At 72.3% G+C, this 16,282-nt stretch carries 16 protein-coding genes; 8 read left to right on the forward strand and 8 right to left on the reverse strand.

What is annotated here, in order from left to right; translation table 11 throughout:
- The first annotated feature begins 15 nt into the window (after positions 1-15).
- On the forward strand, positions 16-468 hold the full coding sequence (locus tag AB0A74_RS36080) for a YkvA family protein (protein ID WP_343934857.1): 453 nt from the start codon (positions 16-18) through the stop codon (positions 466-468).
- On the opposite strand, the gene AB0A74_RS36085 is transcribed toward AB0A74_RS36080, so the two are convergent.
- Both AB0A74_RS36085 and AB0A74_RS36090 read right to left on the reverse strand, forming a co-directional pair.
- Positions 442-1,515 carry a putative sulfate exporter family transporter gene (locus tag AB0A74_RS36085; protein ID WP_358256736.1) on the reverse strand — a complete coding sequence of 358 codons (1,074 nt, stop codon included), beginning with the start codon at positions 1,513-1,515 and terminating at the stop codon, positions 442-444. The genes AB0A74_RS36080 and AB0A74_RS36085 overlap by 27 nt on opposite strands.
- Before the next feature lie 173 nt (positions 1,516-1,688).
- The gene (locus AB0A74_RS36090) at positions 1,689-2,390 is read right to left on the reverse strand and encodes a lysophospholipid acyltransferase family protein (RefSeq protein WP_358256761.1); all 702 of its coding nucleotides are present in this window, start codon (positions 2,388-2,390) and stop codon (positions 1,689-1,691) included.
- 272 nt (positions 2,391-2,662) lie between these two features.
- Here AB0A74_RS36090 and AB0A74_RS36095 point away from each other — a divergent pair, with 272 nt between their 5' ends.
- Genes AB0A74_RS36095 through AB0A74_RS36110 form a run of 4 tightly spaced genes read left to right on the forward strand, consistent with a single transcriptional unit; the run spans position 2,663 to position 6,637 of the window.
- The gene (locus AB0A74_RS36095) at positions 2,663-3,841 is read left to right on the forward strand and encodes a fused response regulator/phosphatase (protein ID WP_358256738.1); all 1,179 of its coding nucleotides are present in this window, start codon (positions 2,663-2,665) and stop codon (positions 3,839-3,841) included.
- Positions 3,841-5,340: an ATP-binding protein gene (locus AB0A74_RS36100; protein WP_358256740.1), complete on the forward strand. Its 1,500-nt coding sequence runs from the start codon at positions 3,841-3,843 to the stop codon at positions 5,338-5,340. Before AB0A74_RS36095 ends, AB0A74_RS36100 begins: the two co-directional genes overlap by 1 nt.
- Positions 5,333-5,770 (forward strand): response regulator, encoded by a 438-nt coding sequence (locus tag AB0A74_RS36105; protein ID WP_358256742.1) that lies wholly within the window; start codon positions 5,333-5,335, stop codon positions 5,768-5,770. Before AB0A74_RS36100 ends, AB0A74_RS36105 begins: the two co-directional genes overlap by 8 nt.
- Before the next feature lie 42 nt (positions 5,771-5,812).
- The gene (locus tag AB0A74_RS36110) at positions 5,813-6,637 is read left to right on the forward strand and encodes an alpha/beta fold hydrolase (RefSeq protein WP_358256743.1); all 825 of its coding nucleotides are present in this window, start codon (positions 5,813-5,815) and stop codon (positions 6,635-6,637) included.
- On the opposite strand, the gene AB0A74_RS36115 is transcribed toward AB0A74_RS36110, so the two are convergent.
- Together AB0A74_RS36115 and AB0A74_RS36120 are read right to left on the reverse strand one after the other, a co-directional pair.
- The gene (locus AB0A74_RS36115; protein WP_358256745.1) at positions 6,622-7,623 is read right to left on the reverse strand and encodes an MBL fold metallo-hydrolase; all 1,002 of its coding nucleotides are present in this window, start codon (positions 7,621-7,623) and stop codon (positions 6,622-6,624) included. The genes AB0A74_RS36110 and AB0A74_RS36115 overlap by 16 nt on opposite strands.
- Positions 7,624-7,665: 42 nt before the next feature.
- Positions 7,666-7,956, reverse strand: coding sequence for a GNAT family N-acetyltransferase (locus AB0A74_RS36120; RefSeq protein ID WP_358256747.1), 291 nt, complete (start codon positions 7,954-7,956; stop codon positions 7,666-7,668).
- A 36-nt stretch (positions 7,957-7,992) separates the two neighbouring features.
- Here AB0A74_RS36120 and AB0A74_RS36125 point away from each other — a divergent pair, with 36 nt between their 5' ends.
- Complete coding sequence (locus AB0A74_RS36125; RefSeq protein ID WP_358256748.1) at positions 7,993-9,087, forward strand: LLM class flavin-dependent oxidoreductase; 1,095 nt, start codon at positions 7,993-7,995, stop codon at positions 9,085-9,087.
- A gap of 297 nt (positions 9,088-9,384) precedes the next feature.
- Here the strand turns inward: AB0A74_RS36125 and AB0A74_RS36130 are convergent, their stop codons facing one another.
- The 3 genes from AB0A74_RS36130 to AB0A74_RS36140 form a co-directional block, all read right to left on the reverse strand.
- Positions 9,385-11,436: a UvrD-helicase domain-containing protein gene (locus AB0A74_RS36130; protein ID WP_358256750.1), complete on the reverse strand. Its 2,052-nt coding sequence runs from the start codon at positions 11,434-11,436 to the stop codon at positions 9,385-9,387.
- A 355-nt stretch (positions 11,437-11,791) separates the two neighbouring features.
- Entirely contained in the window at positions 11,792-12,598 is an 807-nt protein-coding gene (locus tag AB0A74_RS36135) for an ABC transporter ATP-binding protein (protein WP_358256752.1), read from the reverse strand.
- 100 nt (positions 12,599-12,698) lie between these two features.
- Positions 12,699-14,018 carry a lysine N(6)-hydroxylase/L-ornithine N(5)-oxygenase family protein gene (locus AB0A74_RS36140; protein WP_358256754.1) on the reverse strand — a complete coding sequence of 440 codons (1,320 nt, stop codon included), beginning with the start codon at positions 14,016-14,018 and terminating at the stop codon, positions 12,699-12,701.
- Between the two features lie 208 nt (positions 14,019-14,226).
- Here AB0A74_RS36140 and AB0A74_RS36145 point away from each other — a divergent pair, with 208 nt between their 5' ends.
- Positions 14,227-14,523 carry a metalloregulator ArsR/SmtB family transcription factor gene (locus AB0A74_RS36145; RefSeq protein ID WP_358256755.1) on the forward strand — a complete coding sequence of 99 codons (297 nt, stop codon included), beginning with the start codon at positions 14,227-14,229 and terminating at the stop codon, positions 14,521-14,523.
- Positions 14,520-14,909, forward strand: a complete 390-nt coding sequence (locus AB0A74_RS36150; protein WP_358256757.1) for a VOC family protein — start codon at positions 14,520-14,522, stop codon at positions 14,907-14,909. Before AB0A74_RS36145 ends, AB0A74_RS36150 begins: the two co-directional genes overlap by 4 nt.
- A 4-nt stretch (positions 14,910-14,913) precedes the next feature.
- On the opposite strand, the gene AB0A74_RS36155 is transcribed toward AB0A74_RS36150, so the two are convergent.
- Positions 14,914-15,900, reverse strand: coding sequence for a LacI family DNA-binding transcriptional regulator (locus AB0A74_RS36155; protein ID WP_358256759.1), 987 nt, complete (start codon positions 15,898-15,900; stop codon positions 14,914-14,916).
- Positions 15,901-16,282 lie beyond the last annotated feature (382 nt).

Here is a 16,282-nt window from a genome sequence, read left to right on the forward strand (position 1 = left end):
GGATACCCTGGGCGTGTGATCTTCCTCGGCGTCATGCTCGCCGCGATCGGGGTGTCCACCCTGGTGTGGCGCGATGCCGACCTGTTCGGGCTGCCCCCGGCCGCGGTCGGCATCGCGCTGCTCGTCCTGTCCGCCGCGTCCCTGGCCTACGGCGTGGTCCGCCGCCGGCGCCGGTGGACGGTGGGCGGCGAACCCGCACCGGTCGGCTCGATCGTCGACCGCGCCAAGGCCCTGCCCCGGCTGCTCAAGCGGCGCAAGGAGTACGGCCTGCCCGGCAGCCGCCTGGCCCAGTGGGGCTTCGCCCTGGTCTACCTGGTCTCCCCCATCGACATCCTGCCGGAGCTGCTGCCCGTGGTCGGCATCACCGACGACGCGGGCGTGGCGGTGTGGCTGCTCACCAGCCTGTCCACCGCCGCCGGCCAGTACCTCAACTGGGAGCGCTCAAAACAGCGCCAGCGCGAGCCCTAGGGCCGCCAGCACGTTCACGCCGGTCGCCGCCGCGAACACGCCCACCGGCCGCCACCCGGCCTGCTTGAGCGCGCTCACCCGGAACTCCAGGCCGATGCTGACGAACGCCAGGACGAGGAACCACGTCCGCAGGTCGTTCACCACGCCGATCGCCGCCTTGCCCGACGGCACGGCCGCCAGGTAGGCGGTCGCGATGATCGAGGTGGCCAGGAACCCCAGGACGAACTTGGGGAACCGGTCCCACAGCTGCCGCCCCGCCGACACGCCGACCGGCTTGCGCTCGACCTTCAGCGCGAAGTAGGCGGTCAGCGCGACCGCGACGACGCCGAGCAGCGCGTTCTGGGTGACCTTCACGATCGTGGCGACCTGCAGGGACTCCTCCCCCGCCAGCGTGCCCGCCGCCGTCACCGCCGCCGTCGTGTCGATGTTGCCGCCGATCCACGCGCCGGTCGTGGCCGGGTCCAGGCCCAGCGCGGTGGCCGCCGCCGGCAGCACGAAGATCGACGGCAGCGCGAACACGATCACCAGGCTCGCGCTGTAGGCGAGCTGCTCGCGCCTGGCCTGCACCGCGCCCGCCGCCGCGATGGCCGCGCTGACGCCGCAGATCGCCACCGCCGCCGACAGTAGCGCGCGCAGCTTGTCGTCCAGCCCGAGCCGCCCGCCCAGCCACCAGGCGAACCCGAACACCACGCTGATCAGCACCACCGACTGCGCGATCGCCGGGCCGGCGTTGGACACGATCACCGACAGGTTGATCGACGCGCCGAGCAGCACCAGGCCGGTCTTGATGAAGAACTCCGTGCGGAAACCGCCGGCGAGCCGGTCGCGCAGCCCGGTCGCGGACAGCACCGCGTTGCCCAGGAGCCCGAGCAGGATCGCGTAGATCGGGAACTCGATCGAGGCCCCGACGCCCGCGAGCGCCGTGCCCTTGGTGGCCTTGGGCACTTCCGCCGACAGGTACCGCGCGACCCAGGACAGCGCCAGCACCACCAGGACGCCCGAAGCGGCGTGCAGCAACGGCTTCCGGGTTTGTTCCGACGTGGTCATCAGGGCACCAGCCCCGGGGTGATCACGCCGGTGAGGGCCAGCGCGAACAGCGCCAGTCCCACGATCACGGCCAGCCAGTCCTCGTTCGGCGCCCTGCGGCGCGGTTCCTCGGCCATCGCTCACACTCCGGGAAAGCGGGGAGCTTCGAACGCTAGCGAGGGCAAGGGGAAGCGTCACCGGCTCCCAGGATGTGGGAGCCGGCGCACGTCGGCGAGGAGGGTGGTGACGGCGTCCATGATGCGGGCGGTGGCCTCGTCCAGGACGGTCTTGCCCAGGCGCTGGTCGTAGAGGTCGGACAGGTCTACCGGCGGGCCGGCGACGACGTGCACCTTCGTCCACGGGCGGGGCAGGAAGCGGCCCGGCGGGAGCAGTCGGCGGGTGCCCCACTGCGCCACCGGGACGACGGGGGTGCGGGTCTGCAGGGCCAGGCGGGCGACGCCGTTCTTGCCCTTCATCGGCCAGCCGTCGGGGTCGTCGCTGAAGGTGCCCTCGGGGTAGACGATCACGCACTGGTCGTCGGCGAGGGAGGCGCGGGCGGTGTCCAGCGCGCGGCTCGCCTGGACGGTGCCGCGGTCCACGGGGATGTGCCGGCCGCCGGACATCACCCATCCGATGACGGGGGCCTTCCACAGGCTGGCCTTGGCGAAGTACCGCGGCACCCGGCCGGAGGCGAGCGCGAACGCGGTCAGCGTGACGGGGTCGGCGAAGGAGAGGTGGTTGGACGCGAGCAGCACCGGCCCGCGCCGGGGCACGTTGTGCCGCCCCACCATCCGCATCCGCACGAAGAAGACGACGAACGGCCACAACACGTCGATGGCCACCGAATACCAGAACCCCCGCCCACGCCGGGGCAACCGGGGGGTCAACGCCACCATCTGCGAAAAGCTCACCCACCCATCTTCACCTGCTCGTGCCGGACCCAGGTTCGGCGGGGTGCCGGGTCGGCGTGGGTGGGGTGGCGGGTGCGGCCGTTATCCATCAGTGGGCGGCGCGGGGCGGGGCTCGGCGGCTCAGCTCGGGCAGCCCGGGACCGACCGTCGAGGGCAGGCCGCCAACCCCACCAACCGCCACCCGGCCGACCGGACCAACGCAACCCGCCGAACCGCGTGGGGCGCGGGTGATCGCTGTTCGGCTAGGGTCCCATGCCGTGACTGGGCTCAGCGGCGCGGACCGCATCACGGTGCTGCTCGTCGAGGACGACGAGGGCGACGCCGTGCTGGTCGAGGCGCTGTTGGAGGAGGTCGGCGCGGACGTCGAGCTGCACCACGTGCGCACGCTGCGGGAAGCGACCCGGCTGCTGGCCAAGGTGGACTGCGTCCTGCTCGACCTCGGCCTCCCCGACACCACCGGCCTCGACGGCCTCACCCGGCTGCTCTCGGTGTCCTCCCCACCCGCCGTCATCGTCCTCACCGGACTCAACGACGAGCTCCAGGGCGAACGCGCGGTCGCCGCCGGCGCCGAGGACTACTTGGTCAAGGGCCAGGTGGACGGCCCGCTGCTGCTGCGCGGCATCCGGTACGCGGTCGGCCGCAAGCGCGCCGAGGAGACCCAGCGGCAGTTGCGCGACGAGCAGTTGCACGCCGCCGAGAAGACCCGGTTGGAACGCGGCCTGCTGCCCACCCCGATCCTGCACGGCCCGGACCTGGGCGTGGAGGTCCGCTACCGGCCCGGCGGCAGCCGGATGCTGCTCGGCGGCGACTTCTTCGACGTCGTCCGCACCCGCGACGGCACGCTCCAGGTCCTGATCGGCGACGTCTGCGGCCACGGCCCGGACGAGGCCGCGCTGGGCGTGCTGCTGCGCATCGCGTGGCGGGCGCTGGTGCTGGCCGACCAGGAGCCGTCGCGGGCGCTGCGCACGATGCACGAGATCCTGGAGCACGAGAGACACCAGCCGGGCCTGTTCACCACCGTGTGCATGGTGTCCATCGCCCCGGACCGCAAGTGGGCCCGCATCTACCTGGCCGGGCACCCCGAGCCGATGCTGCTGGTCGGCGACCGGGTCACCGAGCTGCCCCGCGACCGCGCCGGCCTGCCGCTGGGCGTGCTGCCGGACAGCACGTGGAGCGGCCTGGACGTGCCGCTGCCGCCCGGCTGGTCGCTGCTGCTCTACACCGACGGCCTGGTCGAGGGCCGGGTCAAGGGCGACCCCGAGCGGCTGGGTTCGGAGCGCCTGATCGGGCTGATCGACGACATCACCCGCGAACGCCCGGACTGGGCGCGCGACCCCGCCGGGCTGCTGGACTCGCTGATCTCCCGGGTCAAGGAGCTCAACGGCGGCGAGCTGGACGACGACATGGCCGTACTGCTGATCTCGGACCAGGGCTGATGGACTACCGCACCCGCTGGCCGGCGAGCCGGCTGCTCGTGGCCGCCGTGGCCATCCTGATCATCGTCTGCGCGAGCGCGATCGGCGGCGTGGCCGTCGCGCTGATGGGCCTGACCGACGCGCGGACCGTCCTGCTGGACCAGGTCGGGCCGGCCCGGCGCGCGGTGCAGGAGGTCGACGGCGCGCTGGTCGACCAGGAGAGTTCCGTCCGCGGCTTCGCGCTCACCGCCAAGGAGGAGTTCCTCGACGGCTACCGCGCCGGGCAGAGGATCGAGACCGACTCGCTGGCCGAGGCCCGGCGGCTGCTCACGGAGGTCCGCCCGGACCTGGTCGCGCGGGTCGACGCCATCACCCGGCTGACCGCGAACTGGCGCGCCGAGTACGCCGAGCGGATCGTCGCCCAGATCCGCGCCGCCGACAGCCCGCAGGTCGACGTGGCCGGCACCGAGCGCGGCAAGGAGGTGTTCGACAACCTGCGCGGCGCGGTCTCGGCGCTGGAGGCCGAGCTCGCCGGTGACGCGGCCCGCGCCCGGGTGGACCTCGACGCCGTCGCCGACCAGGTGTTGTTCCTGGTCATCGGCCTGGGCGTGCTGCTGGTGGTGATCATCACGGCGGTGGCGGTGGTGCTGTACCGGATCCTGATCCGGCCGCTGTCGGTGCTGGCGGGCCAGGTGCGCGAGGTGTCCTCGGGCGACTTCGAGCACGTCGTGGAGACCGGCGGGCCGCGCGAGACGGTGATGCTCGGCGAGGACGTCGACGCCATGCGCACCCGCATCCTGCGCGACCTGGAGGACCTGCGGCGGTCCAACTCCGAGCTGGAGCAGTTCGCCTACGTCGCCTCGCACGACCTCCAGGAGCCGCTGCGCAAGGTCGCGAGCTTCTGCCAGCTGCTGGAACGCCGCTACTCGGGCCAGCTGGACGAGCGCGGCGAGCAGTACCTGCGGTTCGCGGTGGACGGCGCCAAGCGGATGCAGGTGCTGATCAACGACCTGCTGGCGTTCTCCCGGGTCGGCCGGCTCACCCGCGAGCACACCCTGGTCGACCTGAACGAGACCCTCGCGCAGGTCATGGACAGCTACTCCGAGGTCATCGAGCGCACCGGCGCGACGATCGAGGCCGCGGAGCTGCCGACCGTGCGCGGCGAGGCGTCGCTGCTCGGCGGCGTGTTCGGCAACCTGGTCAGCAACGCGTTGAAGTTCCACGGCGAGGACCCGCCGGTGGTGCGCGTCGGGGTGGAGCGCACCGACGACCACTGGACCTTCACGGTGAGCGACAACGGCATCGGCATCGACGCCGAGTACGCTGAACGGATCTTCGTGATCTTCCAGCGCCTGCACCACAAGGACGACTACCCGGGCACCGGCATCGGCCTCGCGATGTGCCGGAAGATCATCGAGTACCACGGCGGCACCATCTGGTTGGACACCGGTGGCGGCACCGGCACGACGTTCAAGTTCACCCTGCCGGCAGTAGAGGACACCGAGGAATCCGATGAATGACTCCCTGAACGTGGTCGACGTGCTGCTGGTGGAGGACGACCCCGGCGACGCCCTGATGACGCAGGAGGCGTTCGAGCACCACAAGATCCGCAACCAGCTGCACGTGGTGCGCGACGGCGTGGAGGCCCTGGAGTTCCTGCGCCGCGAGGGCCAGTACGCCGACGCGCCCCGGCCGGGGCTGATCCTGCTGGACCTCAACCTGCCGAAGATGGACGGCCGGGAGGTGTTGGCGCAGGTCAAGGCGGACGAGTCGCTGCGCACGATCCCGGTGGTGGTGCTGACGACGTCGGAGGCGGAGGAGGACATCCTGCGCTCCTACAACCTGCACGCCAACGCGTACGTGACCAAGCCGGTGGACTTCGACCGGTTCATCGAGGTCGTGCGGCAGATCGACGACTTCTTCGTGACCGTGGTGAAGCTGCCCCGCTGACCGGTTCCGACGCCTCCGGCAGCTCCACGCCCGGAATTGTCGGTGCTCGCGCGTACGGTCTCCTCGAAGATCGAGAACCAGTTCGAGGAGGCGAAGATGTCCACCGTGACCTCGGCCGATGGCACGACCATCGGCTACACCCGCACCGGCTCCGGCCCGCCGGTCGTGCTGGTGGACGCGGCGAGCTGCTTCCGCGGCAACGGCCCGATGGACGCCCTGGCCGAGGCGCTGGCCCCGGACTTCACCGTCTTCACCTACGACCGGCGCGGACGCGGCGAGAGCACCGACACACCGCCCTACACGATCGGGCGCGAGGTGGACGACCTGCGGGCGGTCATCGACGCGGCCGGCGGGGCGGCGGGCGTCCACGGGTTCTCGTCCGGGGCGGTGCTGGCGCTGCACGCCGCCGCGGCGGGTGCGCCGATCACCCGGTTGAGCCTGTTGGAGCCGCCGCTGGCCGACGACCCGGTGCCGGAGGTCGAACTCGTCGCCGAGCTGGAGCAGTTGGTGCGGGAGGGCCGCCGGGGTGACGCCGTGCTGCGGTTCAACCAGGCTATCGGGGTGCCCGAGGAGTTCGTGGCGGGCCTGCGGCGGTCGCCCGCGTGGGCCGCGCTGGAGGAGCTCGCGCACACGCTGGTCTACGACCTGGCGATCACGGGCGCAGCGCCGGACCTGACAGCCGTGCGGGTGCCGGCGCTCGTGGTGGACAGCGAGCGGTCCGACCCGCGCCTGCGCGAGTGGTCCGACGGCGTGGCCCGGCGCCTGCCCGACGCCACCCGCGTCACGCTGCCCGGCGAGTGGCACGGCGTGGGACCGGACGTCCTCACCCCGGTCCTCGCGGCCCACTTCGGTCAGCCGGCGGCGTAGACGTCCACCCCGTCCACCGCCTCGACCCGGACCAGGCCGCGGCGCGCCAGGACGTCCAGGTGGGCGGCGGTCTCGCCGGTGGCCAGCACGCGGTTGAACAGGTCCAGCTCGTCGAACCGCCGGTCGCGCCGGGTCCAGCCCAGCTTGCGGGCCGTCTCGAACGCCGTGCCGGTGCCCGAGCGGACGGCGGCCAGGGTCGCGTCCAGCCGCTGCTCGTGGTGCGCCAGCAGTTCGTCCACGCGGGCGTGGCTGGAGTCGGTCACCGGGCCGTGCGCGGGCAGCAGCCGCAGGTCGGGGTAGGAGCGGACGAGCCGCAGGGAGTCGAGGTAGTCGCCCAGCGGCAGTTCGGGGCGGGCCGGTTCGAACCCGATGGAGGGGGTGATGTGCGGCAGCACGTGGTCGCCGGCGAACAGCAGTGACGACTCGACGTCCACGAACACGACGTGCCCGCGCGTGTGGCCGGGCGTCGGCAGCACGCGCAGGACCCGCTTGTCCAGCCCGAGGTCGGTCTCGGTGAGCCACTCGTCGGGCTCCTCGTAGTCGCGCAGCTCGGCCTCGCCGACCGCCTCGACCGCCTTGCGCCACCGGTCGGCCAGCTCGCCGCCGCCCCAGCGCAGGAGGTCGCCGAGCTGCCCGTCGCGGGTGCGGCTGATGATCCGGCGCATGGACGGCTGCTCCCCCAGCCCCAGCGCGACGCGCGTCCCGAACCGCCGCCGCAACGCCACGGCCAGGGTGTAGTGGTCGCGGTGCAGGTGGGTGACCAGGAACCGCCGGATGTCGGCGAAGTCCCGCCCGAGCGCGCCCAACGCGCTCTCCAGCGCCCGTTCGCCCTCCGCGAGCGCCCACCCGGCGTCGACGAGCACGAGCCCGTCGCCGTCCTCGATCGCGTAGACGTTCACGGTGTGCAGGCCGTCGTTGGGCAGCGGCAGCGGGATCCGGTGCACACCGGGCGCGACCTCGAAGACTCCGGGCTCGGTCCACTCCATCCCCGGATACTACTTGCCGGTAACCTCCGGCGGACGCGGGTGCTACTCCGTGACGACGTCCGCGAGTTCCGGGTGCTTCTCCAGGTAGCCGCGCACGAACGGGCACTGGGGAACGACCTTGAGCCCGCGCTCGCGCACGTCGGCCAGCGCCTGCTTCACCAGCGCGCCGGCCAGCCCCTTGCCCTCGACCGCGACCTCGGTGTGGGTGAACACGATCCGGCCGGGCTTGAGGACGTACTCGGCGAACCCGCCGAGCCGACCGTCCAGGTGCACTTCGAACCGGGACAGCTCGGGGTTGTCGGACACGGTGACGACATCATGATCGAGGCTCACGACGCCCACCGTAACCGCGCGGTGCAAGATTGCGCGATGGACGTCTACCTGCTGATCCTGGGCGACCACCTGCCGGACCCGAGCACGGGGCGGGTGGTGAGCGAGGCGCAACGGTTGCGCGCGATCGTCGAGCAGGCCGTGGTGGCCGAGGAGGCGGGGTTCACCGGCGTCGCGATCGGCGAGCACCACTTCACCCGCTACATCGTCTCCGCGCCGGAGCTGCTGCTGGCCACCATCGCCGAGCGGACCTCGCGCCTGCGCCTGTCCACCGGCGTGACCCTGCTGGCCCACCACGACCCGGTCCGGGTGGCCGAGGAGCTGGCGACCCTGGACGTCCTGTCCGGCGGTCGCGCGGAGATGATCGTCGCGCGCGGGGTGTCCCAGCGGACCGACGCGGCCTTCGGCGTGCAGGACGACCTACGCGCCCGTTTCGACGAGAACCTGCGCCTCCTGCTGCGCCTGCTGGAAGAGCCACACGTGACCTGGAACGGCCGCTTCCGCAGCCCCCTGGTGGACGTGACCACGACGCCAAGGCCCCTCCAGCGACCCCGCCCGCTGGTGTGGATCGGCAGCGGATCGGCCGTGTCCGCGGACCTGGCGGTGGAACTGGAACTCCCCCTGATGCTCCCCAGCACCCTGCGCGACCCCAGCACGCACCGCGCCGTGGTCGAACGCTACCGAGCCGCGATGGGCACCCGAACCGCGATGAGCAACCGAACGGCGACGAGCAACCGAACGGCGATGAGCACCCGAACCGCGCGCGGCAGCGGCCAAGCGGCGATCGGCGGTGGGCGGGTCGCGTTGCCCAGTCACGTGTTCGTCGCCCCGTCGGCCGCCCGCGCCCGCGAGGTGTGGCGTCCGCACCTCGCGGCCTACGCGCACTTCGCCGACCCGTGGCGTGGTGACGGCGACGTGGACGTGGACGTGCTCATGGACGGCGCGGCGGTGTGCGGCGACCCGGCCGAGGTGACCGAGCGCCTCAACGACCTGGGCCGCCTGCTGGGCCTGGACGCCCACCTGGTCATGGTGGACATCGGCGGGCTGCCGCACGGGGCGGTCCTGGACACGATCCGGCTGTTCGGCGCGGAAGTCCTGCCGAACCTGAAGGCCCCGACCACCGCGCCCGAGTGACCGAACCCGGGTGACCGATCCCAGGTGACCGATCCCAGGTGACCGATCCCGGGTGACCGATCCCGGGTGACCGGGGCCGGGTGACCGGGGCCGGGTGACCGGGGCCGGGTGACCGGGGCCGGGTGACTGACAGAGGTCCGCCCGCCCGCCCTCCTCATCTACGGGACGCGTGAGTCGGTGGTTGGTCGCGGATCCTGCATGTCACACGATTGGGTGAGACCACGAAACCGCCCCCCCTGCCTGCGTGAACGGGTGGCGCGCCGCCCGTCGGGAACGGCGCGCCAGCCCAACCGGCTGTCAGTGGAGGGCGGCCAGGGCGGCGAGTCTGGTGGCCGCCGGGTCGCCGCGGCGCACCACCACCAGTTCGCGCGTGGCCCGGGTCAGGGCCACGTACCGCTCGGCCGGCGACATGCGTTCCGGCTCCACGACCACCACCACGTCGAACTCCAACCCCTTGGCCGCGCGCGGCGTGAGCGGGCCGTCCGGTGAGATCACCGCGAACGTCCCCGACTCGCCCCGCAACCGCGACACCACCGACAGGTCCGACACGACCATCTCCACCGGCTTCGATCCCCGGCGCACCGACCGCGGCGGCTCGGCCGACGCGTCCACCTCCGCCAGCGCCGCCGCCGCGTAGGACATGATCTCCGCGGGCGTCCGGTAGTTCACGGTCAACCGCCGGTACGCCCACCGCTCCCGCACGTACGGCGCCAGCACCGCCTCCCACGACCGCACCCCGGCCTCCGCCTGCCGCTGCGCGAGGTCGCCGACGACGGTCATGGAACGGTTGGGACACCGCCGCATCAGCACCCGCCAGTCCATTTCGGACAGTTCCTGCGCCTCGTCCACCACCACGTGCCCGTAGGTCCACTCCCGGTCCGCGGAGGCCCGCTCGGCCACGGTCCGGTGGTCGACGACGGCGTGCCGGTCGGCCAGCCACTCGGAGTCCAGCAGGTCGGTCACGCGCAGCTCGTCGTCGGTGTCGTAGTACCCCTCCATGTCCAGCACCTCCAGCACACCCCGCGCGTACGCGACCTCCGCCGCCCGCTCGCGCTCGGCCGCCCGCACGGCCTCGTCGGTGGTCCCGAGCAGCTCCGCGGCCTCGTCCAGCAGCGGCACGTCGGCCACCGTCCACGCCCGCCCGGCCTCCCGGTACAGCTCGGGGTAGCCCAGCGCCAGGCACCGCCCCTCGTACAGGTCGGCCAGCAACGCCTGCGGCGTGAGCACCGGCCACAGGACGTCGGCCAGGGCCCGCAGGTCGGCGTTGTGCGTCAGCTCCCGCCGCACGTCCGCCGCCAGCTCCGGCCAGTCGTGCCCGATCAGCGCCAGCGCCGGCGCGACCAGCACGTCCACCAGCGCCGCGAGGAACACCGGCCGCGCCTCGTTGTGCCGCAACCCGCTCGCGCGCGCCCGGTCCCGCGCGACCGCCACCAGCTCGGCGTCCACCGGCACGGTCACGTCCTCCAGCTCGACCGGCACCGGCTCGACGGGCAGCTCCTGCCGGTCGGCGACGGCCTCCCGCACCAGGTCCACCGCCGCCAGCCCGCCCTTGAGCCCCTGCACCTCGGGCGGGTCCTCGCGGCGCGCCCGCACGCCCGGGAACAGCTCCCCCGGCGTCGCGAACACCACGTCCGTCTCGCCCAGCGACGGCAGCACGTCGCCGATGTAGCGCAGGAAGCCCGGGTTGGGGCCGACGACCAGCACGCCCTGGCGCGACAGCCGTTCCCGCTGCGTGTAGAGCAGGTAGGCGACGCGGTGCAGCGCGACGGCGGTCTTGCCCGTGCCAGGACCGCCCTCGATGACCAGCACGCCCCGGTGGTCGAGCCGGATCACCTCGTCCTGCTCGGCCTGGATGGTCGCGACGATGTCCCGCATGGTTTCCGTGCGCGGCGCTTCCAGGGCGGCCGACAACGCCGTCGCGTCGAGTTGCAGCTCGTCGTCGTGGAATCCCTCCAGCGCGCGCCCGCGGGTGCGGAAATGCCGCCGCCGGGTCACGCCCTCCGGATTCGCGCCGGTGGCCGTGTAGAACGGCCGGGCGACCGGCGCGCGCCAATCGGTGAGCAGCGGGGCGTAGTCGTCGTCGGGGTCGAACAACCCGATCCGACCGATGTAGGCGCGGCTGCCGTCGACCCGGTCGATGCGCCCGAAGCACAACCCCTCATCCGCCACCCGCAACCGGCTGACCTGCTCGGACAGCGTCCGCACCGCCACCTCCCGGTGCCACCGCCGCTCGTGCGCGTCGAGCAGCGCGGCGGCCAACCGCGCCTGGGCCTCGGCCCGCTCCCGGTCGAGCCGCTCGTACAGGAAGGAAATCCGCTGCCGTTCGGTGGACAATTCCCCTGTCGTCACCCTTGCCCCCTGTGATACAATGGACTTGTATCGAATTCCAGCCTCATTCCCGTATTTGAGGCGAACCTCCTTTTTAGCACGGTCTCCGCCATTCTCGGCGTTCCCGTTCGGGTGATTTCGCGCGGCGCGTTGCGGCACACCGCGCACAGGGGGTTCCTGGACGGCGAAGCGGTCGTGATCACCGGCACGGGCAGCGGCCTGGAGGAGGCCTACGCGCGCCAGGGCGCTTCGTGGTCAACGACCCGGCCGGGGCCGACCGCATGGTCGCCGACATCCGCGCGGACGGCGGTGTCGCCCTCGCCGGTTCGGTCACCGAGACCGCTGGCGCGCGTGACCCCCGCCGGCGCCCGACCGCTCAGGACGCGATGGCGACCCGTTGCCGGCGCAGTGGCACGACCATCGGCGTCCCCGTCTCCGGGTCCTCGATCACGCGGCACGGCAGGCCGAAGACGTCCTCCACCAGGTCGGCCGTCACGACGGTCGCCGGGTCGCCCTGCGCCACCACGCCCTCGCCCGGCTTCATGGCGATCAGGTGCGTCGCGTACCGGCACGCCTGGTTCAGGTCGTGCAGGACCGCCACCAGCGTGTGCCCGCCGTCCTCGTGCAGGTCGGCGCACAGGTCGAGCACCTCGATCTGGTGCGCGATGTCCAGGAACGTCGTCGGCTCGTCCAGCAGCAGGATCGACGTCTGTTGCGCCAGCACCATCGCGAGCCACACCCGTTGCCGCTGCCCGCCGGACAGCTCGTCGACCTGCCGGTCGGCCAGGTTGTGCACGCCGGTCAGCCGCATCGCCTCGGCGGTGATCCCCTCGTCCTCCGGCGACCACTGCCGCAGCAGGCCCTGGTGCGGGTACCGGCCGCGCGCGACCAGCTCCCCCACGGTGATCCCGCCGGGCGCGATGGACGACTGCGGCAGCAGCCCGAGCCGCCGCGCGACCTCCTTGGAGCGGTAGGAGGCGATCGCCGCGCCGTCGAGGTAGACGGTGCCCGCGCGTGGCTTGAGCATCCGCGCCAACGCCTTGAGCAGCGTGGACTTGCCGCACGCGTTCGGACCGACGATGACGGTGAACGACCCGTTCGGGATCGCCACGTCCAAGCCGGCGGCCACGAGCCGTTCGTCGTAGGCCAGCGTCAGGCCCTCGCCGCGCAACCGAGAGGTCATCCACCCGCTCCCTGGATCGAACGTTTAGGCGAGGCTAACCGAACACCGGCCCGTTGTGGAGACCGACCCCTCGACCGGGAACCATCGGTCCACAAAGGACCTAACTGCTCGTCGCGGCGTACGCGGGCTGCTCCGGCACCGCCGGCTCCCGCCGCTCCAGCACCGACGACAGGATCTCGGCCACCCGCACGGACGTGTTGGACAGCAGCGACGACGAGATGCCGTGCGTGTGCTCGGTCCCGCCCTGCAGGTAAAGCCCGCCCTCGACGCCGTCGTCCGTGCCGACCCGGTAGTCCCGGCCGACCCGCAGCCGACCGTCCGCGTCGCGCCGGCACCGCGTCGCCAGCTCGCCCAGCAGGTCCGTCGGGTCCGCCTCGCGGTAACCCGTGGCGTAGACGATCGCGTCCGCCTCCAGCACCTCCCGCTCGCCGGTGGACAGCGACTCCACGGTCACCCGCACCCCGTCCGCGGTCTCCACCAGCTCCGCGACCCGCGACAGGTTCAGCACCCGCAACCGCCGCACGCCCAGCACCTTCTCCCGGTACACCCGGCGGTACAGCTCGGCGATCAGGTCGTTGTCCACCACGGCGTAGTTGGTGTTGGCGTGGTAGCCCATGAGCTTGCGCTTGACGTCCTCGGGCGCGGCGTAGAAGTCGTCCACCGCGCCCGGGTCGAAGATCCGGTTGGCGAACGAGCTGTCGTCGGCCGGGCTGTAGCCGTACCGCGCGAACACCGCGCACACCTCCGCGCCGCGGAACCGCTCGTGCAGGTGCGCCGTCACCTCCGCGCCGCTCTGCCCCGCGCCGACCACGACCAGCCGCCGCGGGTCGGTCAGCGCCTCGACCTTCTGCAGGAAGTCCCGGTTGTGCCACACCCGCTCGGACGCCTGGACCCCGTCGGGCAGGCTCGCCCGCAACCCGGTCGCCAGCACGAGGTTGCGCGCCCGCCGCACCTCGACCTCACCCGCCGACGTGCGGGAGCCGACGTCGAAGTGCGTCACCACGCCGTCCTCCACGACCGGCCGCACCGACACGACCTCGTGGTCGTAGGACACCAGGTCGTCCACCTGTCCGGCGGCCCACTCGAAGTAGTCGTGGAACTCCACGCGCAGCGGGAACAGGTTCTTGTGGTTGACGAAGTCAACCAGCCGACCCTTGCCGTGCAGGTAGTTGAGGAAGCTGAACGGGCTGGTCGGGTTGCGCAGGGTCACCAGGTCCTTGAGGAACGACACCTGCATGGTCGCGTCCTCCAGCAGCATCCCGCGGTGCCAGCCGAAGCGGGGCTGGCGCTCCAGGAAGTGGGCCGTCACCACGTCTTCGGGACGCGCGGAGGCGTTGTACTCGGTGACGGCGATCGCGAGCGCCAGGTTCGAGGGCCCGAAGCCGACGCCGAGGACGTCGAAGACAGGTGGCTGTGGCATTTCTGTCCCATCGGTGCGACAACAGGGAGATCGAACTTTGGTTACCCTAACCTAAGTCAACGCACGGTGGGAGTGATCCGGACCTCTCCGAAGATTAGGCTAGCCTCACCTTCCGGTGCGGGTAAAGGTCACTTCGGAGCACCCCGAACGCCCGGTCAGCCCATCGTGTGCCTTGACAGGCAAGTGACGACTTGCCTATAACTGAGGCGTGGACGCTGACCCGGACCTGTTCAAGGCCATCGGCGACGCGACGCGACGCACCATCCTGGACGAGCTGACCGAGCGGGACGGCCAGACGCTGTTCGAGCTGTGCGGCCGGTTGACCATGAAGCACGGGCTGGCCTCCTCGCGGCAGGCCATCTCGCAGCACCTCGCGGTCCTCGAACAGGCCGGGCTGGTGCACACCCGGCGCGAAGGCCGGTACAAGTTCCACCACATCGACACGAGCCCGCTGCGCGCGATCCTCCAGCGCTGGCCCGTCGACCGAGAGGACCCCCAGTCGTGATCCGCATCAACGTGACCAGCGTGTTCGTGGACGACCAGGCCAAGGCGCTGGACTTCTACACCGGCAAGCTCGGCTTCACCAAGAAGACCGACGTGCCCGCGGGCGAGTACCGCTGGCTCACCGTCGTCTCCCCCGCCGACCCCGACGGCGTCGAACTGCTCCTGGAGCCCAGCGCCCACCCGGCGGCGGACCCGTTCAAGAAGGCGCTGGTCGCCGACGGCATCCCGTTCACGTCGTTCGCGGTGGACGACGTCCACGCCGAGGTCGAACGGCTCAAGGGGTTGGGCGTCCGGTTCACCCAGGAGGCGACCGACCTGGGCCCGGTCGTGACCGCCGTCCTGGACGACACGTGCGGCAACCTGATCCAGATCGCCACGATGAAGTAGGGGTTCACGCCGAGCGGCGGGGCACCAGGGTCGTCGGCAGCACGGCGGGTTCGGCGGGCAGGGCGTTGCCGTCGAGCCGGGACAGCAGCAGGCGCGCCGCCGTGCCGCCCATCTCCCGCATCGGCTGGCGCACGGTCGTCAGCTCGGTGTGCGCGGCGACCGGTATGTCGTCGAAGCCCACCACCGCCACGTCCCCCGGCACGGTCCGCCCGGCCGCCTGCAACACCCGGATGACGCCCAGCGCGGACAGGTCGTTGTGGGCGAAGACGGCGTCGAACGGCAGTCCCGCGCCGAGCAGCTTCTCCGCCGCCACCGCGCCCCGGTCGGTGCTGAAGTCGCCCTCGACCACCAGGCGGGGATCGACGTGGACGTCCTCCTCCGCCAACGCGTCGAGGAACCCGTCGAGCCGCTCCTTGACGCACCCGAAGGTCAACGGCCCGGTGACCACCGCGAACCGCCGCCGCCCGGCCGCGACGAGGTGCCGTGCGGCGTCCCGCGCGCCTTCGCGGTTGGTGGTGGAGACGGAGGGGAACCCGGGCCGGCTGCCGCGGTCGTCGATCATCACGACCGGCAGCCCCTGGGTGTGCAGGGTCTCGATGTAGCTGAGGGTGTCCGGCGGCTCGATGACCAGGAGCCCGTCGAACGCCTTGGCCGAGACGTGGCTGGCGAACTGCGCGAGCGACTCCGCGCCCCGGTTGACCGTGTAGAGCAGCAGCCCGTACCCCTCGGCCTCGACCTCGTCCACCGCGCCCTGGACGACCTCGCTGGTCCACGGCCAGGTCAGCGAGGGGACGAGCATGCCGACGGTGCGGGCCCGGCCCCGGGCCAACCCGACGGCACGCGCGCTGGGCACGTACCCGACGTCGGCGATGACCTGCCGCACCCGCGCCGCCGTCGCCGCGTCGACGTCCGGTTTGCCGTTGAGCACGCGGGACACGGTCGCCTTGCTCACCTGGGCGCGTTGGGCGACTTCGGCGATCGTGACTCGCACAGGACACTCCCCACGACGGTGTGGAACCGGTACCGAAACCGGTTACGAGCACGCAGTCAACCGCGCGCGCCACGGAGCGTCAAGAGCCGTTCACACCGGCGGCCCACCGCCGAGCGAGCTAACGACCGAGGTCGGCGGGCGCGGGCGGGAGGGCGGAGCAAAGCCGGTGCCGCCGAGCGGCCGAGCCCGACCGGGTCCCGCTGATCGCCTCACGCGCCACGGACGAATCACGGGCGCGACCGGCCGCGGGGTTACGCCAAGAGTGCCCGGCCGGGCCGAAGCCGCGCTAGGCCGGGCGGGGCTGGGTCGGCGGCGCTGGGTCGGGCGGGGCCGGGGCGGGCGGGGCCGGGCCAGGCGGGGCCGGGCGGAAGCCGTGCCGTGC

The sequence above is a fragment of the Saccharothrix sp. NPDC042600 genome, assembly GCF_040647305.1.
Classification (GTDB): Bacteria; Actinomycetota; Actinomycetes; order Mycobacteriales; family Pseudonocardiaceae; genus Actinosynnema; species Actinosynnema mutabilis.